The organism is Escherichia sp. WS568, assembly GCF_046486085.1.
Lineage (GTDB): Bacteria > Pseudomonadota > Gammaproteobacteria > Enterobacterales > Enterobacteriaceae > Escherichia > Escherichia coli.
Genome location: NZ_JBJQMC010000008.1, coordinates 1 through 21,746, shown reverse-complemented (window position 1 = coordinate 21,746; position 21,746 = coordinate 1). Strand labels below are relative to the sequence as shown.

At 47.5% G+C, this 21,746-nt stretch carries 20 protein-coding genes, 2 tRNA genes, 1 other RNA gene and 1 pseudogene; 13 read left to right on the top strand and 11 right to left on the bottom strand.

The genetic code is table 11. The annotated features are described in order from the left end of the window. Window positions 1–172 precede the first annotated feature (172 nt). The 5 genes from ACJHWR_RS10905 to ACJHWR_RS10885 all read right to left on the bottom strand — a co-directional run bounded on the left by ACJHWR_RS10905 (window position 173) and on the right by ACJHWR_RS10885 (window position 2,064). Window positions 173–303, bottom strand: a non-coding RNA gene (locus tag ACJHWR_RS10905) — RtT sRNA. Window positions 304–350: 47 nt separating this feature from the next. Further along, window positions 351–435: transfer RNA gene (locus ACJHWR_RS10900), tRNA-Tyr, on the bottom strand. Between the two features lie 34 nt (window positions 436–469). Then, window positions 470–554, bottom strand: a tRNA-Tyr gene (locus tag ACJHWR_RS10895). Window positions 555–713: 159 nt separating this feature from the next. Continuing rightward, entirely contained in the window at window positions 714–1,556 is an 843-nt protein-coding gene (gene purU / locus ACJHWR_RS10890) for a formyltetrahydrofolate deformylase (protein WP_000555849.1), read from the bottom strand. 49 nt (window positions 1,557–1,605) lie between these two features. Then, window positions 1,606–2,064, bottom strand: coding sequence for a YchJ family protein (locus ACJHWR_RS10885; RefSeq protein ID WP_001389926.1), 459 nt, complete (start codon window positions 2,062–2,064; stop codon window positions 1,606–1,608). 112 nt (window positions 2,065–2,176) lie between these two features. On the opposite strand from ACJHWR_RS10885, the gene rssA reads away from it, so the two are divergent. The 3 genes from rssA to galU all read left to right on the top strand — a co-directional run bounded on the left by rssA (window position 2,177) and on the right by galU (window position 5,297). Then, the gene (gene rssA / locus ACJHWR_RS10880; RefSeq protein ID WP_001226476.1) at window positions 2,177–3,082 is read left to right on the top strand and encodes a patatin-like phospholipase RssA; all 906 of its coding nucleotides are present in this window, start codon (window positions 2,177–2,179) and stop codon (window positions 3,080–3,082) included. Between the two features lie 91 nt (window positions 3,083–3,173). Then, on the top strand, window positions 3,174–4,187 hold the full coding sequence (gene rssB / locus ACJHWR_RS10875) for a two-component system response regulator RssB (protein WP_000193447.1): 1,014 nt from the start codon (window positions 3,174–3,176) through the stop codon (window positions 4,185–4,187). A gap of 201 nt (window positions 4,188–4,388) precedes the next feature. Beyond that, on the top strand, window positions 4,389–5,297 hold the full coding sequence (gene galU / locus ACJHWR_RS10870) for a UTP--glucose-1-phosphate uridylyltransferase GalU (RefSeq protein WP_000718991.1): 909 nt from the start codon (window positions 4,389–4,391) through the stop codon (window positions 5,295–5,297). A gap of 144 nt (window positions 5,298–5,441) precedes the next feature. Here galU and hns read toward each other — a convergent pair whose 3' ends face one another. After that, window positions 5,442–5,855, bottom strand: a complete 414-nt coding sequence (hns, locus tag ACJHWR_RS10865; RefSeq protein ID WP_001287378.1) for a histone-like nucleoid-structuring protein H-NS — start codon at window positions 5,853–5,855, stop codon at window positions 5,442–5,444. Between the two features lie 603 nt (window positions 5,856–6,458). On the opposite strand from hns, the gene tdk reads away from it, so the two are divergent. Further along, complete coding sequence (gene tdk / locus ACJHWR_RS10860; RefSeq protein WP_000068076.1) at window positions 6,459–7,076, top strand: thymidine kinase; 618 nt, start codon at window positions 6,459–6,461, stop codon at window positions 7,074–7,076. Between the two features lie 302 nt (window positions 7,077–7,378). On the opposite strand, the gene adhE is transcribed toward tdk, so the two are convergent. Further along, window positions 7,379–10,054, bottom strand: a complete 2,676-nt coding sequence (adhE, locus tag ACJHWR_RS10855) for a bifunctional acetaldehyde-CoA/alcohol dehydrogenase (protein WP_000301651.1) — start codon at window positions 10,052–10,054, stop codon at window positions 7,379–7,381. A gap of 392 nt (window positions 10,055–10,446) precedes the next feature. Here adhE and ychE (ACJHWR_RS10850) point away from each other — a divergent pair, with 392 nt between their 5' ends. Together ychE (ACJHWR_RS10850) and ychE (ACJHWR_RS10845) are read left to right on the top strand one after the other, a co-directional pair. Then, window positions 10,447–10,500 carry a protein YchT gene (gene ychE, locus ACJHWR_RS10850; RefSeq protein WP_211180492.1) on the top strand — a complete coding sequence of 18 codons (54 nt, stop codon included), beginning with the start codon at window positions 10,447–10,449 and terminating at the stop codon, window positions 10,498–10,500. 30 nt (window positions 10,501–10,530) lie between these two features. Next, window positions 10,531–11,178 carry an NAAT family transporter YchE gene (gene ychE, locus ACJHWR_RS10845; RefSeq protein ID WP_000616773.1) on the top strand — a complete coding sequence of 216 codons (648 nt, stop codon included), beginning with the start codon at window positions 10,531–10,533 and terminating at the stop codon, window positions 11,176–11,178. Between the two features lie 157 nt (window positions 11,179–11,335). Here the strand turns inward: ychE (ACJHWR_RS10845) and ACJHWR_RS10840 are convergent, their stop codons facing one another. Then, entirely contained in the window at window positions 11,336–11,497 is a 162-nt protein-coding gene (locus tag ACJHWR_RS10840) for a hypothetical protein (protein WP_000021850.1), read from the bottom strand. Window positions 11,498–11,915: 418 nt separating this feature from the next. Between ACJHWR_RS10840 and oppA the strand changes: the two genes are divergently transcribed. The 5 genes from oppA to oppF all read left to right on the top strand — a co-directional run bounded on the left by oppA (window position 11,916) and on the right by oppF (window position 17,502). Then, window positions 11,916–13,547, top strand: a complete 1,632-nt coding sequence (gene oppA, locus ACJHWR_RS10835; RefSeq protein ID WP_000182039.1) for an oligopeptide ABC transporter substrate-binding protein OppA — start codon at window positions 11,916–11,918, stop codon at window positions 13,545–13,547. A gap of 85 nt (window positions 13,548–13,632) precedes the next feature. Beyond that, window positions 13,633–14,553: an oligopeptide ABC transporter permease OppB gene (gene oppB / locus ACJHWR_RS10830; RefSeq protein ID WP_000911112.1), complete on the top strand. Its 921-nt coding sequence runs from the start codon at window positions 13,633–13,635 to the stop codon at window positions 14,551–14,553. 14 nt (window positions 14,554–14,567) lie between these two features. Next, on the top strand, window positions 14,568–15,476 hold the full coding sequence (oppC, locus tag ACJHWR_RS10825; protein ID WP_000979659.1) for an oligopeptide ABC transporter permease OppC: 909 nt from the start codon (window positions 14,568–14,570) through the stop codon (window positions 15,474–15,476). Window positions 15,477–15,487: 11 nt separating this feature from the next. Continuing rightward, window positions 15,488–16,501, top strand: a complete 1,014-nt coding sequence (oppD, locus tag ACJHWR_RS10820; RefSeq protein WP_000110931.1) for a murein tripeptide/oligopeptide ABC transporter ATP-binding protein OppD — start codon at window positions 15,488–15,490, stop codon at window positions 16,499–16,501. Beyond that, the gene (oppF, locus tag ACJHWR_RS10815; protein WP_000994905.1) at window positions 16,498–17,502 is read left to right on the top strand and encodes a murein tripeptide/oligopeptide ABC transporter ATP-binding protein OppF; all 1,005 of its coding nucleotides are present in this window, start codon (window positions 16,498–16,500) and stop codon (window positions 17,500–17,502) included. Before oppD ends, oppF begins: the two co-directional genes overlap by 4 nt. 52 nt (window positions 17,503–17,554) lie before the next feature. Here the strand turns inward: oppF and ACJHWR_RS10810 are convergent, their stop codons facing one another. Next, the gene (locus ACJHWR_RS10810; RefSeq protein WP_000366959.1) at window positions 17,555–17,884 is read right to left on the bottom strand and encodes an HI1450 family dsDNA-mimic protein; all 330 of its coding nucleotides are present in this window, start codon (window positions 17,882–17,884) and stop codon (window positions 17,555–17,557) included. 34 nt (window positions 17,885–17,918) lie between these two features. Beyond that, entirely contained in the window at window positions 17,919–19,379 is a 1,461-nt protein-coding gene (cls, locus tag ACJHWR_RS10805) for a cardiolipin synthase (protein WP_000214516.1), read from the bottom strand. Between the two features lie 143 nt (window positions 19,380–19,522). Here cls and ACJHWR_RS10800 point away from each other — a divergent pair, with 143 nt between their 5' ends. Continuing rightward, a complete protein-coding gene (locus tag ACJHWR_RS10800; RefSeq protein WP_001309467.1) occupies window positions 19,523–19,696 on the top strand; it encodes a YciY family protein in 174 nt (57 codons plus the stop codon). Between the two features lie 54 nt (window positions 19,697–19,750). Here ACJHWR_RS10800 and kch read toward each other — a convergent pair whose 3' ends face one another. Further along, window positions 19,751–21,004 (bottom strand): voltage-gated potassium channel protein, encoded by a 1,254-nt coding sequence (kch, locus tag ACJHWR_RS10795; protein WP_001306570.1) that lies wholly within the window; start codon window positions 21,002–21,004, stop codon window positions 19,751–19,753. Window positions 21,005–21,507: 503 nt separating this feature from the next. Here kch and ACJHWR_RS10790 point away from each other — a divergent pair. Beyond that, a pseudogene (locus ACJHWR_RS10790) lies at window positions 21,508–21,636 on the top strand (Arm DNA-binding domain-containing protein); the annotation flags it as partial. Window positions 21,637–21,746: the final 110 nt, after the last annotated feature.

Sequence of the window (21,746 nt, the reverse complement as noted above, 5' to 3'; positions counted from 1 at the left end):
TTCACATAGACCCTGCTTCGGCGGGGTTTTTTTATGGGCACGGTGCGGGGTGAGTTGTCGGATGCGCTTCGCTTATCCGAACTTCAGGGGAGGATATTTTAGGTCCGGTAAACGCGGTGCCATCGGGCAGAATTAGCTCGGAGTAACAGGTTTTGAGTATTTCAGGAAGTAATGGTGGTGGGGGAAGGATTACTAGCGCTGCGCGCTTCACCCTTCGGATCGTTGCCTGCGGCAACGCTTTCTCGCTGGCGCTCGAGTCGCACCTTGGTCGAAGCTTCTCATCCCTCCCCGCATGGGCAGAATATTTAATTGCGGATTCGTTTGAGAGTTCACGGACTTTTGAAAAGTGATGGTGGTGGGGGAAGGATTCGAACCTTCGAAGTCGATGACGGCAGATTTACAGTCTGCTCCCTTTGGCCGCTCGGGAACCCCACCAGGGGTAATTCAAATTTTGAGGTAATGCTTGAGATGGTGGTGGGGGAAGGATTCGAACCTTCGAAGTCGATGACGGCAGATTTACAGTCTGCTCCCTTTGGCCGCTCGGGAACCCCACCACGGGGTAATGCTTTTTACTGGCCTGCTCCCTTATCGGGAAGCGGGGCGCATCATATCAAATGACGCGCCGCTGTAAAGTGTTACGTTGAGAAAAATGAACTGGTTGCGTAATTTTCATCCGTAACGGATTAAAGGTAACCAGTTATTTTTGCTGGCGATTAAAGAATAATCGTCCGATTACCGTAAACAAAGACGCGCTGCGCCAGTACTTTGTAGAGTGCGCGACTTAAGACGTTTTTCTCGACGTCACGACCTGCGCGCATCATATCTTCAGCTGTGTAGGTATGATCGACATGAATAACGTCCTGCATGATGATTGGACCTTCGTCCAGATTGTCATTCACATAGTGAGCGGTTGCGCCAATAATCTTCACGCCACGTTCATAGGCCTGGTGATAAGGACGTGCGCCGATAAACGCTGGCAGGAATGAATGGTGAATATTGATGATCTTATTCGGGAAGCGTGCCACAAATTCTGGCGTTAATACCCGCATATACTTCGCCAGCACCACGTAGTCAGGCTGATAAGCATCAATGGCATCCGCCATCTTTTGATCGTGCTCGTTGCGACTTAATCCTTCATGACTTACCAGCTCAAACGGAATATCAAAACGCTCAACCAGAGAACGTAAAGTATCGTGGTTACCAATAACTGCCGCGATTTCGACATCCAGGCCGCCGTAATTGGCTTTCATCAACAAATCGCCAAGGCAATGCGCCTCTTTAGTGACCAGAATCACTATCCGGCGACGACCGGCAGGATTCAGCTCACGTACGGAGCCTTCTGGCAATGCGCTATCGAGATCCGCCAGCAGGGTGGAATCATTAAAAATCCCCTCCAGTTCCGTGCGCATAAAAAAGCGCCCGGTACGGTGATCAACAAATTCATTGTTCTGTACGATATTTAACTCGTGCTTGTAGCAAATATTGGTGATACGTGCGATCAGACCTTTTTGGTCCGGACAAATAGTACGCAGAACTTTACGTTGGAGTGAATGCATTGCTGGAAAAACCTTGTTGAGAGTGTTTGCTAAACCGTACCGTCAACCATTATTGGCCGCAGCACTTTTTAAATTTTTTACCTGAACCACAAGGGCAGGGATCGTTGCGGCCAAACTGCGGACGTGTACCGTCAATATAGTACCATTGACCGTTTTCTTTCAAAAATCGCGAACGTTCAATGATTGCACCTGTTTTGCCACCTTCGGTAAATCGAGCAACAAAACTGACAAATCCGATATTGTCGCCGTCCTGCCAACAATGTTCAAATACGGTCAATCCCAACCATTCAGTATGCGCAAATCCGGCCATCAATTCGGCACGTAACGCCGCTGCTCCACAAGATGGATGCCAGGTCTTTATTAAATAATCTGCGTCTTGCATCACAAAAGCGCAGTAACGCGAACGCATGAGATGTTCTGGATCAGGTGCAACCTTTTCACCAGACACATAAGGGTGGCAACATAGGCTATACTCGACAGCACTACCACAGGGACAAAGCTGAGACACAAATAATCTCCCTGGAAACAATAACGGCGTATTAACCGCCTGAGTAGCACTATGTTAACCGAGCAGTAGCGATGTGGCTACGATTGCATTCCAGGGGAATCTTGCGGGAATAATGAGAAAGATAAAAATAGGGCTGGCGCTGGGATCTGGCGCGGCGAGAGGTTGGTCGCATATTGGCGTTATTAATGCGCTAAAAAAAGTGGGTATTGAAATTGATATCGTTGCAGGATGCTCAATTGGTTCGCTGGTGGGCGCGGCCTATGCATGCGATCGATTATCTGCGCTGGAAGATTGGGTAACCTCTTTCAGTTATTGGGATGTTTTACGCCTGATGGATCTCTCCTGGCAGCGCGGTGGGTTACTGCGCGGCGAGCGTGTCTTCAATCAATATCGCGAAATAATGCCGGAAACAGAGATCGAAAATTGTTCCCGTCGCTTCGCGGCTGTTGCCACCAATTTAAGTACTGGGCGCGAATTATGGTTTACTGAAGGCGATCTCCATCTTGCTATTCGTGCATCATGCAGTATTCCAGGACTAATGGCACCCGTTGCGCATAACGGCTACTGGCTGGTTGATGGCGCTGTAGTTAACCCAATTCCTATTTCGCTCACGCGTGCATTGGGTGCTGATATTGTGATAGCGGTCGACCTGCAGCACGATGCTCATTTGATGCAACAAGATCTGCTCTCCTTTAATGTCAGTGAAGAAAATAGCGAGAATGGTGATTCTCTGCCGTGGCATGCGCGTCTGAAAGAAAGGTTGGGCAGCATAACGACACGTCGGGCGGTGACAGCGCCAACGGCAACAGAGATTATGACCACTTCTATCCAGGTGCTGGAGAACCGCCTTAAAAGGAACCGCATGGCAGGTGATCCGCCCGATATTCTGATTCAACCTGTTTGCCCGCAAATATCTACGCTTGATTTCCATCGCGCGCACGCTGCCATTGCGGCTGGGCAGCTGGCAGTGGAAAAGAAAATGGACGAACTTTTGCCGTTGGTACGCACCAACATTTGACCAGAATTTTTATCTACACTTAAGTTAATTCTGACAGGCGCAGGTGGCAATAGCATGCCACTATTGAGTAAAGCCAGTCAGGGGAGAGAACATGACGCAGCCATTGGTCGGAAAACAGATTCTCATTGTTGAAGATGAGCAGGTATTTCGCTCGCTTCTGGATTCGTGGTTTTCCTCATTGGGAGCGACAACGGTACTGGCGGCTGATGGGGTGGATGCCCTTGAGTTGCTGGGAGGTTTCACTCCAGACCTGATGATATGTGATATCGCGATGCCCAGAATGAACGGGCTTAAACTGCTGGAACATATACGCAACAGAGGTGACCAGACACCGGTTCTGGTGATATCTGCCACTGAAAATATGGCAGATATTGCCAAAGCGTTACGTCTGGGCGTTGAAGATGTTTTGCTGAAACCAGTTAAAGATCTGAATCGCTTGCGCGAGATGGTTTTTGCCTGTCTCTATCCCAGCATGTTTAATTCCCGCGTTGAGGAAGAGGAAAGGCTTTTTCGCGACTGGGATGCAATGGTTGATAACCCTGCCGCAGCGGCGAAATTATTACAGGAATTGCAACCGCCGGTTCAGCAGGTGATTTCCCATTGCCGGGTTAATTATCGTCAATTGGTTGCCGCGGACAAACCCGGCCTGGTGCTTGATATTGCCGCACTTTCGGAAAACGATCTGGCATTTTATTGCCTTGATGTCACCCGAGCTGGACATAATGGCGTACTTGCTGCCTTGTTATTACGCGCATTGTTTAACGGATTATTACAGGAACAGCTTGCACACCAAAATCAACGGTTGCCAGAGTTGGGCGCGTTATTGAAGCAGGTAAACCATTTACTCCGTCAGGCCAATCTGCCGGGGCAGTTTCCGCTATTAGTTGGCTATTATCATCGCGAACTGAAAAATCTCATTCTGGTTTCTGCGGGTCTGAATGCGACGTTAAATACCGGCGAACACCAGGTACAAATCAGTAATGGTGTTCCGTTAGGCACTTTAGGTAACGCTTATTTGAATCAATTGAGCCAGCGATGCGATGCCTGGCAATGCCAAATATGGGGAACCGGTGGTCGGCTGCGCTTGATGTTGTCTGCAGAATGAGCAAACGATAACGCGGGCTAAATTTGCATTACCTGCTAATGTCGGCTGGTGGTACTATCGTCGCCATTCGTATAAGTAATTGTCTTAATTATGCTAACTCGCCTCCTTTTCAGAACTTAGCCCCTTCGGGGTACTGATATACTGGGATGCGATACAGAAATATGAACACGTTCAAAACACGAACAGTCCAGGAGAATTTAAATGGCTGCCATTAATACGAAAGTCAAAAAAGCCGTTATCCCCGTTGCGGGATTAGGAACCAGGATGTTGCCGGCGACGAAAGCCATCCCGAAAGAGATGCTGCCACTTGTCGATAAGCCATTAATTCAATACGTCGTGAATGAATGTATTGCGGCTGGCATTACTGAAATTGTGCTGGTTACTCACTCATCTAAAAACTCTATTGAAAACCACTTTGATACCAGTTTTGAACTGGAAGCAATGCTGGAAAAACGTGTAAAACGTCAACTGCTTGATGAAGTGCAGTCTATTTGTCCGCCGCACGTGACTATTATGCAAGTTCGTCAGGGGCTGGCGAAAGGCCTGGGACACGCGGTATTGTGTGCTCACCCGGTAGTGGGTGATGAACCTGTGGCTGTTATTTTGCCTGACGTTATTCTGGATGAATATGAATCCGATTTGTCACAGGATAACCTGGCAGAGATGATCCGCCGCTTTGATGAAACGGGTCATAGCCAGATCATGGTTGAACCGGTTGCTGATGTGACCGCATATGGCGTTGTGGATTGCAAAGGCGTTGAATTAGCGCCGGGTGAAAGCGTACCGATGGTTGGCGTGGTTGAAAAACCAAAAGCGGATGTTGCGCCGTCTAATCTCGCTATTGTGGGTCGTTACGTTCTTAGCGCGGATATTTGGCCGTTGCTGGCAAAAACCCCTCCGGGTGCTGGTGATGAAATTCAGCTCACCGACGCAATTGATATGCTGATCGAAAAAGAAACGGTGGAAGCCTATCATATGAAAGGGAAGAGCCATGACTGCGGTAATAAATTAGGTTACATGCAGGCCTTCGTTGAATACGGTATTCGTCATAACACCCTTGGCTCGGAATTTAAAGCCTGGCTTGAAGAAGAGATGGGCATTAAGAAGTAACATCCGTATCGGTGTTATCCACGAAACGGCGTTGAGCAATCGACGCCGTTTTTTTATAGCTTATTCTTATTAAATTGTCTTAAACCGGACAATAAAAAATCCCGCCGATGGCGGGATTTTTAAGCAAGTGCAATCTACAAAAGATTATTGCTTGATCAGGAAATCGTCGAGGGATTTACCTTGCTCATCCATTGCTTTTTTGATTACAGCTGGAGTACGGCCCTGGCCAGTCCAGGTTTTAGTTTCGCCGTTTTCGTCAACGTAGCTATATTTTGCCGGACGCTGAGCACGTTTAGCTTTGGTGCCAGATTTAACGGCAGCAAGGCTATTCAGCAGTTCGTTCGGGTCAATACCGTCAGCGATCAGCATTTCGCGATATTGCTGCAGTTTACGAGTGCGCTCTTCAACTTCAGCAGCAGCCGCGCTTTCTTCTTCGCGACGTTCGTTAACAACAACTTCTAATTTTTCCAGCATTTCTTCCAGCGTTTCAAGTGTACATTCTCTTGCCTGCGCACGAAGAGTACGGATGTTGTTCAGAATTTTAAGTGCTTCGCTCATTGTAGTAATCTCAAACTTATATTGGGGTGGTTTGTTGAGGTAATAATAGAGCCTTAAATTCAGTTGTGCAATAGCCAGGAATGTAAGGAATTCAAAATTGTTCTTTATTTTGTGCCGCCAATAAATATCTTTTCATAAAATTAGCCAGAAAAGACGCGGCATATAGCCCTATTTGCACCGATGATTTCGCAGCACGTGAGGTTAAAACTTCCTGATTCATGTCACATTTTATGGGGAGATTATCGTAGGCTGACGACCTTTCAGTCTTCTGTATTAGTCGTGTTTACGAGAATTCCCTATTAAGCGAATGATGAAAAGTAGAACAGTCGCAATAAGAGCAGGGACTTAGTATTGCACTATCTCCAGGAGGTCAACAGAGGGCTATTACTTGCGCAACAGGTTAAAGATTGTGAATAGTTACCAGCAGTCATTTACCCGCTTATAACAAGCGAGGCAGTTGTAATGATAGCTCAGAAGGATTATGCAAGGCTTCGTAAGGGAGAACGCATATACCACTTCTGTGCATACTGTTGAGCTGAAAAACTGACGAATTATGATAAACTCCAGCCAACTTTAATTCATATCATTGAGGGCCTGTGGCTGATGGCACAGCTATATTTCTACTATTCCGCAATGAATGCGGGTAAGTCTACAGCATTGTTGCAATCTTCATACAATTACCAGGAGCGCGGCATGCGCACTGTCGTATATACGGCAGAAATTGATGATCGCTTTGGTGCCGGGAAAGTCAGCTCGCGTATAGGTTTGTCATCGCCTGCAAAATTATTTAACCAAAATTCATCATTATTTGATGAGATTCGTGCGGAACATGAACAGCAGGCAATTCATTGCGTACTGGTTGATGAATGCCAGTTTTTAACCAGACAACAAGTATATGAATTATCGGAGGTTGTCGATCAACTCGATATACCCGTACTTTGTTATGGTTTACGTACCGATTTTCGAGGTGAGTTATTTATTGGCAGCCAATACTTACTGGCATGGTCCGACAAACTGGTTGAATTAAAAACCATCTGTTTTTGTGGCCGCAAAGCAAGCATGGTGCTGCGTCTTGATCAAGCAGGCAGACCTTATAACGAAGGTGAGCAGGTGGTTATTGGTGGTAATGAACGCTACGTTTCTGTATGCCGTAAACACTATAAAGAAGCGTTAGAAGTCGGCTCATTAACGGCTATTCAGGAAAGGCATCGCCACGATTAATAAGAATTTCTTTACTGACAGGGTGAGCAGGGCGCTTTTATCCTGTCAGTTCATTTTACGCACTTCATCCGGTGTATATACCCTTCTCGACAGTTCTTTAACGCCACTATACCCCTCACAGATCGCTTTTACAGTGACGTTGACTTGTGACCTGTAAAGTACAATATCGCTGTGTGTAGGCGTTATACATCGCCGTAAATATGATGAAGGCAAATGCTGTCGGTTTATGGGAAAGTTGCTTTGGGTAAAACAAAAAAACGGCCCCAGAAGGGACCGTTTATGTTGCCAGACAGCGCTACTGATTAAGCGGATTTCTTCGCTTTTTTCTCAGCTTTAGCCGGAGCGGCTTCTTTTTTCGCTGCAGTTTCACCTTCTACATAATCACGACCGTAGTAGGTATCCAGCAGAATCTGTTTCAGCTCGGAGATCAGTGGGTAACGCGGGTTAGCGCCGGTGCACTGGTCATCGAATGCATCTTCAGACAGTTTATCCACATTCGCCAGGAAGTCTGCTTCCTGAACGCCAGCTTCACGGATAGATTTCGGAATACCCAGTTCAGCTTTCAGCGTTTCCAGCCATGCCAGCAGTTTCTCGATCTTAGCAGCAGTACGGTCGCCCGGTGCGCTCAGACCCAGGTGGTCAGCAATTTCAGCATAACGACGGCGAGCCTGCGGACGGTCATACTGGCTGAATGCAGTCTGCTTGGTCGGGTTGTCGTTCGCGTTGTAGCGAATAACGTTACAAATCAGCAGGGCGTTTGCCAGACCGTGCGGAATATGGAACTGGGAACCCAGTTTGTGCGCCATTGAGTGACATACACCCAGGAAGGCGTTCGCAAACGCGATACCCGCGATAGTTGCTGCACTGTGAACACGTTCACGCGCTACCGGATTTTTAGAACCTTCGTGGTAGGACGCTGGCAGATATTCTTTCAGCAGTTTCAGTGCCTGCAGTGCCTGACCATCAGAGAACTCAGATGCCAGTACAGAAACATAAGCTTCCATGGCGTGAGTTACTGCGTCCAGACCACCGAAAGCACACAGAGACTTCGGCATGTCCATAACCAGGTTGGCATCGACAATCGCCATATCCGGGGTCAGCGCATAGTCTGCCAGCGGATATTTCTGACCAGTAGCGTCGTCAGTTACAACCGCAAACGGAGTGACTTCAGAACCTGTACCAGAAGTGGTGGTGACAGCGATCATTTTCGCTTTCACGCCCATTTTCGGGAACTTGTAGATACGTTTACGGATATCCATAAAGCGCAGCGCCAGCTCTTCGAAGTGAGTTTCCGGATGTTCGTACATAACCCACATGATCTTCGCGGCGTCCATCGGGGAACCACCACCTAGCGCGATAATCACGTCTGGTTTGAAGGAGTTTGCCAGTTCTGCACCTTTACGAACGATGCTCAGGGTCGGGTCAGCTTCTACTTCGAAGAAGACTTCAGTTTCAACGCCTGCTGCTTTCAGTACGGAAGTGATCTGATCAGCATAACCATTGTTGAACAGGAAGCGGTCAGTCACGATGAGCGCACGTTTGTGGCCATCAGTAATCACTTCATCCAGCGCGATTGGCAGGGAGCCACGGCGGAAGTAGATAGATTTCGGAAGTTTGTGCCACAACATGTTTTCAGCTCGCTTAGCAACGGTTTTCTTGTTGATCAGGTGTTTCGGACCAACGTTTTCAGAGATGGAGTTACCACCCCAGGAACCACAACCCAGAGTCAGGGAAGGTGCGAGTTTGAAGTTATACAGGTCACCGATACCACCCTGAGAAGCCGGGGTGTTAATCAGGATACGAGCCGTTTTCATTTTCTGACCGAAGTAAGAAACGCGAGCCGGTTGGTTATCCTGGTCAGTGTACAGGCAAGAGGTATGACCGATACCGCCCATAGCAACCAGTTTCTCTGCTTTTTCTACCGCATCTTCGAAATCTTTAGCACGGTACATTGCCAGAGTCGGGGACAGTTTTTCATGTGCGAACGGTTCGCTTTCATCAACAACGGTCACTTCACCGATCAGAATCTTGGTGTTTTCTGGTACAGAGAAGCCTGCCAGTTCAGCAATTTTATAGGCTGGCTGACCAACGATAGCCGCGTTCAGCGCACCGTTTTTCAGGATAACATCCTGAACAGCTTTCAGCTCTTTACCCTGCAACAGATAGCCGCCGTGGGTTGCGAAACGTTCACGTACTGCGTCATAAACAGAGTCAACAACAACAACAGACTGTTCAGAAGCACAGATTACGCCGTTGTCGAAGGTTTTGGACATCAGCACAGATGCAACTGCACGTTTGATATCAGCAGTTTCATCGATAACAACAGGCGTGTTACCCGCGCCTACACCGATAGCTGGTTTACCGGAGCTGTATGCGGCTTTAACCATGCCCGGACCACCAGTCGCGAGGATCAGGTTGATGTCTGGGTGGTGCATCAGTGCGTTAGACAGTTCAACCGAAGGTTGATCGATCCAGCCGATCAGATCTTTCGGAGCACCGGCAGCGATAGCAGCCTGCAGAACGATATCAGCTGCTTTGTTGGTTGCATCTTTTGCACGCGGGTGCGGGGAGAAGATAATAGCGTTACGGGTCTTCAGGCTGATCAGCGATTTGAAGATAGCAGTTGAAGTCGGGTTAGTGGTCGGAACGATACCGCAAATAATACCGATTGGTTCAGCGATAGTGATGGTACCAAAAGTGTCGTCTTCAGACAGAACACCACAGGTTTTTTCATCTTTATAGGCGTTGTAGATATATTCAGAAGCAAAGTGGTTTTTGATCACTTTATCTTCGACGATACCCATGCCGGATTCGGCAACGGCCATTTTCGCGAGTGGGATTCGAGCATCTGCAGCAGCCAGAGCGGCGGCGCGGAAGATTTTGTCTACTTGCTCTTGAGTGAAACTGGCATATTCACGCTGGGCTTTTTTTACACGCTCTACGAGTGCGTTAAGTTCAGCGACATTAGTAACAGCCATAATGCTCTCCTGATAATGTTAAACTTTTTTAGTAAATCATCTGCTCGAATACGAGAGTATAGTCAGTGCGGTGATGATTTGCTTAACCGATGGAAATCAAAAGCTTACTCGCGCTCACACTCACTGTGATTTACTAAAAGAGTTTAAACATTAGAGTTATTATCTCTAATGCGTCACTTCCAGGTGGCGTAAGCAAGATTACTCACTTCTGGGTACTGATTACGTGATCTAAATCAAAATTTTGCAAAGCTGACACCTTTCAGCATGGCTTTTCGCCATTATAGCTAACAGTTAATAAATTGTAGTATGATTTGTTGACTACATTAGCATGTTTTGCACAAATAGATAACAATAACGAATGATAGCAATTTTAAGTAGTTAGGAGGTGAAAAATGCTGTCAAAAGGCGTATTGTCAGCGCGTCTTTTCAACCTTATTTATGGCTAACATTATCCGGCTTTTGCTTCGGAGCTAACCGTGATTCAGACCCTTTTTGATTTTCCCGTTTACTTCAAATTTTTCATCGGGTTATTTGCGCTGGTCAACCCGGTAGGGATTATTCCCGTCTTTATCAGCATGACCAGTTATCAGACAGCGGCAGCGCGAAATAAAACTAACCTTACAGCCAACCTGTCTGTGGCCATTATCTTGTGGATCTCGCTTTTTCTCGGCGACACGATTCTACAACTTTTTGGTATATCAATTGATTCATTCCGTATCGCCGGTGGCATCCTGGTGGTGACAATAGCGATGTCGATGATCAGCGGCAAGCTTGGCGAGGATAAACAGAACAAGCAAGAAAAATCAGAAACCGCGGTACGTGAAAGCATTGGTGTGGTGCCGTTGGCGTTGCCGTTGATGGCGGGGCCAGGGGCGATCAGTTCTACCATCGTCTGGGGTACGCGTTATCACAGCATTAGCTATCTGTTTGGTTTCTTTGTGGCTATTGCTTTGTTCGCTTTATGTTGCTGGGGATTGTTCCGCATGGCACCGTGGCTGGTACGGGTTTTACGCCAGACCGGCATCAACGTGATTACGCGTATTATGGGGCTATTGCTGATGGCATTGGGGATTGAATTTATCGTTACTGGTATTAAGGGGATTTTCCCCGGCTTGCTTAATTAATTCCTTTCAAATGAAACGGAGCTGCCATGCTCCGTTTACTTCGTCATTATTTTTACTTTGTTCCGGTGCAGTTATCAAAAGCAAAAGGAATGGGTAAAAATATTCTTCTTAAATTACAGTTTGTTATAAGGATTTCCTTAACTGCTTCTCGTCACCATCATGTTATTTTCGCCACATCATAATCCTGGGCTTGCTGAAGAATAATTGAAATGATATTAGTAATTCCACTGCCTTTGGTAGAGGAAAGTGCTAAATAATAATCAATTGTTAAATTATTGTGCATTTCACTACTGGAACTGTAATCAGAAAAGATAGACATGCTTAACCCATCTCTATTTGATTGAATTGAAAGATGTTTGTTAAGACATGGATGCAAGCTATAGATTCTGATACGGTCAATAAAAGAGAATTGCTTAACAATTTTGCAAAATGTATTGGCGAGTAAGAACCGCATTTGGTACTTTCCGGGCAACCGCCAGGCGATTCTTTATTGGTAATGAGAATAATTAACAATTAAAGAGCGTCGTGAAAGAATAATGTGTCTCGACAGGGGAGACACAGTACGAATCGACATAAGGTGATCGTCTGAATCACCAGAATAAATAAAGTCGGTGATAGCAATCCGTAACGATAAAGTAACCTGACAGCAGAAAGTCTCCGAGCCTGTGCAGGGTCCCAATCCGGGATTACACATGCTGGTTAATACCAGTAATTATAATGAGGGAGTCCAAAAAACAATGACCAACATCACCAAGAGAAGTTTAGTAGCAGCTGGCGTTTTGGCTGCGCTTATGGCAGGGAATGTCGCGCTGGCAGCTGATGTACCCGCAGGTGTCACACTGGCGGAAAAACAAACGCTGGTACGTAACAATGGTTCAGAAGTTCAGTCATTAGATCCGCACAAAATTGAAGGTGTTCCGGAGTCTAATATCAGCCGAGACCTGTTTGAAGGCTTACTGGTTAGCGATCTTGACGGCCATCCGGCACCTGGCGTCGCTGAATCCTGGGATAATAAAGACGCGAAAGTCTGGACCTTCCATTTGCGTAAAGATGCGAAATGGTCTGATGGCACGCCAGTCACAGCACAAGACTTTGTGTATAGCTGGCAACGTTCTGTTGATCCAAACACTGCTTCTCCGTATGCCAGTTATCTGCAATATGGGCATATCGCCGGTATTGATGAAATTCTTGAAGGGAAAAAACCGATTACCGATCTCGGCGTGAAAGCTATTGATGATCACACATTAGAAGTCACCTTAAGTGAACCTGTTCCGTACTTCTATAAATTACTTGTTCACCCATCAACTTCACCGGTGCCAAAAGCCGCTATCGAGAAATTCGGCGAAAAATGGACCCAGCCTGGTAATATCGTCACCAACGGTGCCTATACCTTAAAAGATTGGGTCGTAAACGAACGAATCGTTCTTGAACGCAGCCCGACCTACTGGAACAACGCGAAAACCGTTATTAACCAAGTAACCTATTTGCCTATTGCTTCTGAAGTTACCGATGTCAACCGCTACCGTAGTGGTGAAATCGACATGACTTATAACAACATGCCGATCGAATTGTTCCAGAAGCTGAAAAAAGAGATCCCGGACGAAGTTCACGTTGATCCATACCTGTGCACTTACTATTACGAAATTAACAACCAGAAACCGCCATTTAATGACGTGCGTGTGCGTACCGCACTGAAATTGGGTATGGACCGCGATATCATTGTTAATAAAGTGAAAGCGCAGGGCGACATGCCCGCCTATGGTTACACTCCACCATATACTGATGGCGCAAAATTGACTCAGCCGGAATGGTTTGGCTGGAGTCAGGAAAAACGTAACGAAGAAGCGAAAAAACTGCTGGCTGAAGCGGGTTATACCGCAGACAAACCGTTGACCATCAACCTGTTGTATAACACCTCCGATCTGCATAAAAAGCTGGCGATTGCTGCCTCTTCATTGTGGAAGAAAAACATTGGTGTAAACGTCAAACTGGTTAACCAGGAGTGGAAAACGTTCCTCGACACCCGTCACCAGGGCACTTTTGATGTGGCCCGTGCAGGCTGGTGTGCAGACTACAACGAACCAACTTCCTTCCTGAACACCATGCTGTCGAACAGCTCGATGAATACCGCGCATTATAAGAGCCCGGCCTTTGACAGCATTATGGCGGAAACGCTGAAAGCGACTGACGAGGCGCAGCGCACAGCTCTGTACACTAAAGCAGAACAACAGCTGGATAAGGATTCGGCCATTGTTCCTGTTTATTACTACGTGAATGCGCGTCTGGTGAAACCGTGGGTTGGTGGCTATACCGGCAAAGATCCGCTGGATAATACCTACACCCGGAATATGTACATTGTGAAGCACTAATGGCAATACGTGGGGCAGGAGTGTCCTGCTCCACGGTGTCTGATTTTTATCGCATTACAGAAGGCACAGGCCAGAAGGTAGGGCAATGTTAAAATTTATTCTACGTCGCTGTCTGGAAGCGATTCCGACGCTATTTATTCTTATTACTATTTCGTTCTTTATGATGCGCCTCGCACCGGGCAGTCCTTTTACCGGCGAACGTACTTTACCACCGGAAGTGATGGCCAATATCGAAGCGAAATATCATCTTAATGATCCGATCATGACACAGTATTTCAGCTACCTGAAACAACTGGCGCATGGCGATTTCGGTCCATCGTTTAAATATAAAGATTATTCGGTCAACGACCTGGTTGCATCCAGTTTTCCCGTTTCTGCCAAACTGGGAGCCGCAGCATTTTTCCTTGCGGTAATACTGGGTGTTAGTGCTGGCGTTATTGCCGCATTAAAACAAAACACCAAATGGGACTATACCGTGATGGGGCTGGCAATGACCGGGGTTGTTATCCCCAGTTTTGTGGTTGCGCCATTATTAGTCATGATATTTGCGATCATTTTGCATTGGCTGCCGGGCGGTGGCTGGAATGGTGGTGCGCTTAAATTCATGATACTGCCAATGGTGGCGTTGTCACTCGCCTATATCGCCAGTATTGCGCGTATTACCCGTGGCTCTATGATTGAAGTATTACACTCCAACTTTATTCGTACTGCCCGGGCGAAAGGGTTACCTATGCGGCGGATCATTTTACGCCACGCATTAAAACCTGCTCTGTTACCCGTGCTCTCCTATATGGGCCCTGCATTTGTCGGCATTATTACCGGTTCTATGGTCATCGAAACCATTTATGGTTTGCCGGGGATTGGGCAATTGTTCGTTAATGGTGCATTGAACCGTGACTATTCCTTAGTGTTAAGCCTGACCATCCTGGTTGGTGCTTTAACCATTTTGTTTAATGCCATTGTCGATGTGCTATATGCGGTTATCGACCCGAAAATCCGTTACTGATACTGGAGCTCGCGATGATGTTAAGTAAGAAAAACAGCGAGACGCTGGAAAATTTCAGTGAAAAGCTGGAGGTCGAAGGGCGCAGCTTGTGGCAGGACGCACGTCGACGTTTTATGCATAACCGTGCGGCGGTTGCCAGTCTGATAGTGCTGGTGCTGATCGCGTTATTTGTCATCCTGGCACCGATGCTTTCGCAGTTTGCCTATGACGATACTGACTGGGCGATGATGTCCAGCGCCCCGGATATGGAGTCCGGTCACTACTTTGGTACTGACTCATCTGGTCGCGACCTGCTTGTGCGCGTTGCGATTGGCGGGCGTATCTCACTCATGGTCGGTGTTGCTGCGGCACTGGTGGCAGTGGTCGTGGGGACACTTTATGGTTCGCTTTCCGGTTATCTGGGCGGTAAAGTGGATTCGGTAATGATGCGTCTGCTGGAAATCCTCAACTCCTTCCCATTCATGTTCTTCGTCATTTTGCTGGTGACCTTTTTCGGTCAAAACATCCTGCTGATTTTCGTGGCGATTGGCATGGTTTCCTGGCTGGATATGGCTCGTATTGTGCGTGGGCAAACCCTGAGTCTGAAGCGCAAAGAGTTTATTGAGGCGGCACAAGTTGGCGGTGTATCGACGCCGGGCATTGTTATTCGCCACATTGTGCCGAACGTACTCGGTGTGGTGGTGGTCTACGCATCGCTATTGGTGCCCAGCATGATCCTCTTTGAATCTTTCCTTAGCTTCCTGGGGTTGGGGACGCAAGAGCCGTTAAGCAGCTGGGGCGCATTGCTGAGTGATGGCGCGAACTCGATGGAAGTCTCTCCATGGTTACTGTTGTTCCCAGCGGGATTCCTCGTGGTGACGCTATTTTGTTTCAACTTTATCGGCGATGGCTTGCGTGATGCCCTCGACCCGAAAGATCGTTAAGGAGTGCAGCCATGAGCGTAATTGAAACTGCAACTGTGCCGCTCGCACAACAACAGGCTGACGCACTGCTGAACGTGAAAGATTTGCGTGTCACCTTTAATACCCCGGACGGCGACGTCACGGCGGTCAATGATCTGAATTTTTCCCTACGTGCCGGAGAAACGCTGGGCATTGTAGGTGAGTCTGGTTCGGGTAAATCGCAAACTGCATTTGCGTTGATGGGCCTGTTGGCTGCCAACGGACGTATTGGCGGATCGGCAACCTTCAATGGGCGTGAAATCCTCAATTTGCCAGAGCGTGAACTCAATAAACTGCGCGCTGAACAAATCTCAATGATTTTTCAGGACCCAATGACTTCGTTGAATCCCTATATGCGCGTCGGTGAGCAGTTGATGGAAGTGCTGATGCTGCATAAGAACATGAGCAAAGCTGAGGCGTTTGAAGAGTCGGTGCGGATGCTCGATGCGGTAAAAATGCCGGAAGCGCGTAAACGCATGAAAATGTACCCGCACGAATTTTCTGGCGGCATGCGTCAGCGAGTTATGATTGCGATGGCATTGCTATGTCGACCTAAGCTGCTGATTGCGGATGAACCCACTACTGCGCTGGACGTCACCGTACAGGCGCAGATCATGACGCTATTGAATGAACTGAAGCGGGAATTTAATACCGCCATCATTATGATTACCCACGATCTTGGCGTGGTGGCGGGGATCTGCGACAAAGTGCTGGTAATGTACGCCGGGCGCACGATGGAATATGGCAACGCGCGCGATGTCTTTTATCAACCCGTTCATCCTTATTCTATCGGTTTGCTCAACGCGGTGCCGCGTCTCGATGCGGAAGGTGAAACAATGTTGACCATCCCTGGTAATCCGCCAAACCTGCTGCGATTACCGAAAGGTTGCCCGTTCCAGCCACGTTGTCCGCATGCGATGGAAATTTGTAGTAGCGCACCGCCGCTGGAAGAGTTTACGCCTGGCCGTCTGCGTGCTTGCTTTAAACCGGTGGAGGAACTGTTATGAATGCTGTAACCGAAGGAAGAAAAGTCCTCCTCGAAATCGCCGATCTGAAAGTGCACTTTGAAATCAAAGATGGCAAACAGTGGTTCTGGCAACCGCCGAAAACGCTCAAAGCCGTCGATGGTGTAACTCTTCGCCTGTATGAAGGGGAAACATTAGGTGTGGTAGGGGAATCGGGATGCGGTAAGTCCACCTTTGCTCGCGCCATCATCGGTTTGGTCAAGGCGACCGACGGTCATGTTGCCTGGTTAGGTAAAGAGTTGCTGGGCATGAAGCCCGATGAATGGCGTGCCGTTCGCAGTGATATTCAGATGATTTTCCAGGATCCGTTGGCATCGCTGAACCCGCGTATGACCATCGGCGAGATCATCGCTGAACCACTGCGTACTTATCATCCGAAAATGTCACGCCAGGAAGTTCGCGAGCGCGTGAAGGCGATGATGCTGAAAGTCGGGTTATTGCCTAACCTGATTAACCGCTATCCGCATGAGTTCTCTGGTGGGCAGTGCCAGCGTATCGGGATTGCACGTGCACTTATTCTTGAACCGAAGCTGATTATCTGTGATGAGCCGGTGTCGGCGCTGGATGTGTCAATTCAGGCGCAGGTGGTCAACCTGCTCCAGCAGTTACAACGTGAGATGGGATTGTCATTAATTTTTATCGCTCACGACCTGGCCGTGGTAAAACACATTTCCGATCGTGTGTTGGTGATGTATCTCGGCCATGCGGTAGAACTGGGGACCTATGATGAGGTCTACCACAATCCACTACATCCTTACACCAGGGCATTGATGTCGGCAGTCCCCATACCTGATCCGGATCTGGAGAAGAACAAAACCATCCAGTTACTGGAAGGGGAATTACCGTCGCCGATCAACCCGCCTTCCGGTTGTGTTTTCCGTACCCGTTGCCCGATTGCCGGTCCGGAGTGCGCCAAAACACGTCCTGTGCTGGAGGGCAGTTTCAGACACGCCGTTTCTTGCCTGAAAGTCGATCCACTTTAAACACAATAAGGGCTGACAGTTGTCAGCCCTTTTTCACGCCGAAAGCGATTATTTATTCCCGCCAGATGATATGGCAAAGTTTGTGATCTTTTTCGCGGCATAACAGAATGCGGGCGAAAACATCGTTGATTTCACCATCTTCACTGTCCGCCAGACCAATCACCACTTCGGCAAAAAAGTCCGGGTTCAAATCGAAATCAACATGTTCCTGCCAGTCTTCCGCCGGATCGAATAACTCCGCGCCGCCGCGCTCTTCAAACTGAAGATTGAACAGCAGAACATCAGCTGGATCGAGATTGTCGGCAGCCAGTTCGAGAAAAATATCGTAGGCCTGCTCAAGCGTTTCATCTTCAGTCAGGCGATTGTTTAGATCCATATCCATAGTCACTACCTGTTTAACCTCTGTTGGCGACGTTTTACAGCAACGGACTGAAGAAGTAAAACAGTCGCTCGGCGACACGTTGCCATAATGGACGTTTTAGCCATAAACGGGCATCGAGCAGACGTGAACGCGAAATATAATCGTCCTGAACGGCAGCAAGGTCTGCACCAAAACCTTTATCGTCGATTGCCAGGGTAATCTCGAAATTTAGCCACAGACTCCGCATATCAAGGTTAACGGTGCCAACCAGACTTAGTTCGCCATCGACCAGCACGCTCTTGGTATGCAGTAACCCGCCTTCAAACTGATAAATTTTAACCCCAGCAGCAAGAAGTTCCGTAAAGAATGCGCGACTGGCCCAGCCGACCAGCATCGAGTCATTTTTTCGCGGAAGGATAATACTGACATCCACCCCGCGCTGTGCCGCCGTGCAAATCGCATGAAGTAAATCATCGCTTGGCACAAAGTAGGGCGTGGTCATGATCAAATATTCACGCGCCGAATAAGCCGCAGTCAATAATGCCTGGTGAATGAGATCTTCCGGAAAGCCGGGGCCAGAAGCAATTGTGTGAATGGTGTGACCGCTGGCCTGTTCAAACGGCATAATATTGACATCTGGTGGTGGTGGCAGAATACGTTTTCCGGTTTCAATCTCCCAGTCGCAGGAATAAATAATCCCCATCGCGGTAGCGATGGGGCCTTCCATACGCGCCATCAGATCAATCCATTGCCCTACGCCCGCATCTTGTTTGAAGTAGCGAGGGTCGACCATATTCATGCTGCCGGTGTACGCGATGTAATTATCGATCATGATCATCTTGCGATGTTGGCGCAGGTCCATACGGCGTAAAAACACACGCATCAGATTGACCTTTAAGGCTTCGACCACTTCAATACCGGCATTACGCATTAGCTCGGGCCACGGGCTGCGGAAAAAAGCCACACTCCCGGCGGAGTCGAGCATCAATCGGCAATGAATGCCGCGTCGCGCAGCGGCCATTAATGATTCAGCCACCTGGTCCGCCATGCCGCCGGGCTGCCAGATATAAAACACCATCTCAATATTATGGCGAGCGAGCTGGATGTCGCGGATTAACGCCTGCATCACATCATCTGACTCGGTCATCAGTTGCAGCTGATTCCCTTTGACCCCAGCGATCCCCTGACGACGCTCACAAAGCTTGAATAGTGGCGCAGCGACACTGCTATTTTCTTCGGCGAAGATATGCTTACAGGCTTTAAGGTCGTTAAGCCACTTTGCGGTGGAAGGCCACATCGCTCTGGCGCGCTCAGCGCGGCGTTTGCCTAAATGGAGCTCGCCAACAGCAAGATAGGCAATAATTCCGACTAACGGCAGAATGTAAATAATCAACAGCCAGGCCATCGCGGAGGGAACTGCGCGTCGTTTCATTAGAATGCGTAAAGTTACGCCTGCAATGAGCAACCAGTATCCCAGAATGGCCAACCAACTCACCAACGTATAAACGGTTGTCATAGATTAGAAATCCTTTTGAAAGCGCATTGTTATGAGTTTACGCATATGGATTCATCTGGCAAATAAAAACGCGGGAAAAGCACTGGTCAGCGTCGGGGGGGGGGGGTATAATGACCATTCTGTTATTGCATAGAGTAGTTAACATGAAGCGGAGTAGAACGGAAGTGGGGCGCTGGCGCATGCAGCGTCAGGCTAGCCGACGTAAATCGCGTTGGCTTGAGGGGCAGTCGCGCCGAAATATGCGTATCCACAGCATCAGGAAGTGCATTCTAAACAAACAGCGTAACTCGTTATTGTTTGCGATCTACAATATCTAAATGTACTGGGCACCATTGCGGTGCCCAATAAGTTTACTCTTCCGTCTTTAAAGTCTATTTTTGCGCTGATTCTTTATTGTCAGCTTTCGTTTCTTGTTCATCGTTATCGCTGAAAATACCATGACCGGAGTTCAACAACATTGAAACGAGCATATCATTATTAATCTCTTCACCATTTAAAACTCGTGCCAGAATTTCGCTGCCAAACAGTTGCGGCGAGAGAATGATATCCGGATGTACCATCTTAATCTTATTCAGGTTTTTGCTATCACTGACGGCGAGAACTGTTTTGACATCACTGCTCATATCTTTTGCCGAGAGTACAACAAACGCGTTATCTGCATCGTTATCACTCAGCGCCAGAATGGCCCGGCATCGATCGATTCCTGCTTTCTTTAATACTGAACTGTCATTACTGTCACCGGGGATAACATCAGCGTTATCACCTAAGCGTTGCTCAAGTTGCTTGATATCATCTTCAGGCAAGTTGCTGATAACCGTTACATTTTGTCCGCGTTGATTCAGTTGCAGAATCGTATTGATGGCGAGAATCGAATGTCCGCAAACAATAAAATGATCTTTACGATGCATTGTATGATTGTTTCCTTTTACAAGTTTGTTGAATCCCCCGCGGATAAGCGGGCCAAAAATTGAAGTCATGGAGGTGGCAAAAACGGTAATGCCGGAAATAATGACCGAAATAGTGAACAATCGTGCTGATTCAGAAACAGGGACAATATCGCCGTAGCCGACGGTTGACATGGTTTCTATCGAAAAATAGAACGCGGTCATCAAACTTTCTATTCGCGGATTAAAACCTTCGCTTAAATAAAGCGCACCGTAGGTGGAGTAAAACAGTAACGTCGTGAAACTAATAAATGCGAAAATTGTCCCGGCTGCGGCGCTACTGTGGGAGAAGTCTTTGCGCAGTATCAGCAAAAACACCAGCGTAAAAATGCAAAATCCAATACTAAATTTCAGCCAGGGATAAAAATGCAGGGTGTAAATTAGCGCTATCAACAACAAAATGATACTGATTGCCCATGCGAGCTTTGCCCGGAACAGTAAGCCAATGGAGTTCAGGACAAGAAAGACGCCGAGCATAAATAGAGGGGCGTTTGCCAGCAAGGAGAGATCCAACTCTGAAAATGCTTTGATATGGAAAATATCTAGCAAATTGACCGACATACCATAGATTGTTTTAAAAATAAGCAATCCATTTAAAAAGACGGCCAGCGCGAGAATGTCGTGCCGTAGGGTCACCCATAAATTAGTTGCTGTTTGTTTGAATGTAGCCCAGTGACTCACTGATACCTCTGTAACCACAATTTTGTTTAATTATCTCAACGTGCACATTTTCTGAACATACATGCAGCGCGTGAATGTGTTAAACAATAGTAGATGACTTTATCCGCAGTAATCAAAGGTTTTGAGTGAGCAACTCTGCGTCAGGAAAGGGCATTTTCCTGAATATGTTCACATCATATAAAGAAATACAGATAAAGTTATTATCTGCTTGTGGTGGTGAATGCACTGACCGACCTATAAGGAAAGGCCAAACAAGAACACGGTTGCAAAAACCGTGCCCTTAAATATTGAATTTCTATTCAGAACACTTTCTTAAAATGTCATTCAGACCATTTCGAAGAATTTCGCATAAAAACGTTCTGTTACGTTGAACCCTTACGCCATCTGCCTTTCAGCCCCTAAGCCATCACACTTCGAGTACAAGTGTTACATTGCGGGTATCTTTGAGCAACGAGTTTTGTGTACACTTTTGCGTACTCGCAAGCCAGATGTGTACACATTCAATGATTACCGACACAAAGCTCAGGAAGTCCCTGGGCAAGAAACGAGATGATATCGAAACCATTTCAGATTCTCATGGGCTGAACGCAAGGATCAGTCAGGCTGGTAAAGTTTCTTTTTTCTACCGATACTGTAGTGGTCAAGTAATATTGGCCACGGTTTTACAGTAAAAACGGTATCTGTTCTCTGATTCTTCCGGCGTCAACCCACCGTTGTAATGGTGAGGCCTGACGCTATTGTA

Coding starts and splice junctions, on each gene's coding strand:
- purU (WP_000555849.1), bottom strand. CDS start 1,556: ATGCATTCACTCCAACGTAAAGTTCTGCGTACTATTTGTCCGGACCAA.
- rssA (WP_001226476.1), top strand. CDS start 2,177: ATGAGAAAGATAAAAATAGGGCTGGCGCTGGGATCTGGCGCGGCGAGA.
- rssB (WP_000193447.1), top strand. CDS start 3,174: ATGACGCAGCCATTGGTCGGAAAACAGATTCTCATTGTTGAAGATGAG.
- galU (WP_000718991.1), top strand. CDS start 4,389: ATGGCTGCCATTAATACGAAAGTCAAAAAAGCCGTTATCCCCGTTGCG.
- hns (WP_001287378.1), bottom strand. CDS start 5,855: ATGAGCGAAGCACTTAAAATTCTGAACAACATCCGTACTCTTCGTGCG.
- tdk (WP_000068076.1), top strand. CDS start 6,459: ATGGCACAGCTATATTTCTACTATTCCGCAATGAATGCGGGTAAGTCT.
- adhE (WP_000301651.1), bottom strand. CDS start 10,054: ATGGCTGTTACTAATGTCGCTGAACTTAACGCACTCGTAGAGCGTGTA.
- ACJHWR_RS10840 (WP_000021850.1), bottom strand. CDS start 11,497: ATGTCTATCTTTTCTGATTACAGTTCCAGTAGTGAAATGCACAATAAT.
- oppA (WP_000182039.1), top strand. CDS start 11,916: ATGACCAACATCACCAAGAGAAGTTTAGTAGCAGCTGGCGTTTTGGCT.
- oppB (WP_000911112.1), top strand. CDS start 13,633: ATGTTAAAATTTATTCTACGTCGCTGTCTGGAAGCGATTCCGACGCTA.
- oppC (WP_000979659.1), top strand. CDS start 14,568: ATGATGTTAAGTAAGAAAAACAGCGAGACGCTGGAAAATTTCAGTGAA.
- oppD (WP_000110931.1), top strand. CDS start 15,488: ATGAGCGTAATTGAAACTGCAACTGTGCCGCTCGCACAACAACAGGCT.
- oppF (WP_000994905.1), top strand. CDS start 16,498: ATGAATGCTGTAACCGAAGGAAGAAAAGTCCTCCTCGAAATCGCCGAT.
- ACJHWR_RS10810 (WP_000366959.1), bottom strand. CDS start 17,884: ATGGATATGGATCTAAACAATCGCCTGACTGAAGATGAAACGCTTGAG.
- cls (WP_000214516.1), bottom strand. CDS start 19,379: ATGACAACCGTTTATACGTTGGTGAGTTGGTTGGCCATTCTGGGATAC.
- ACJHWR_RS10800 (WP_001309467.1), top strand. CDS start 19,523: ATGAAGCGGAGTAGAACGGAAGTGGGGCGCTGGCGCATGCAGCGTCAG.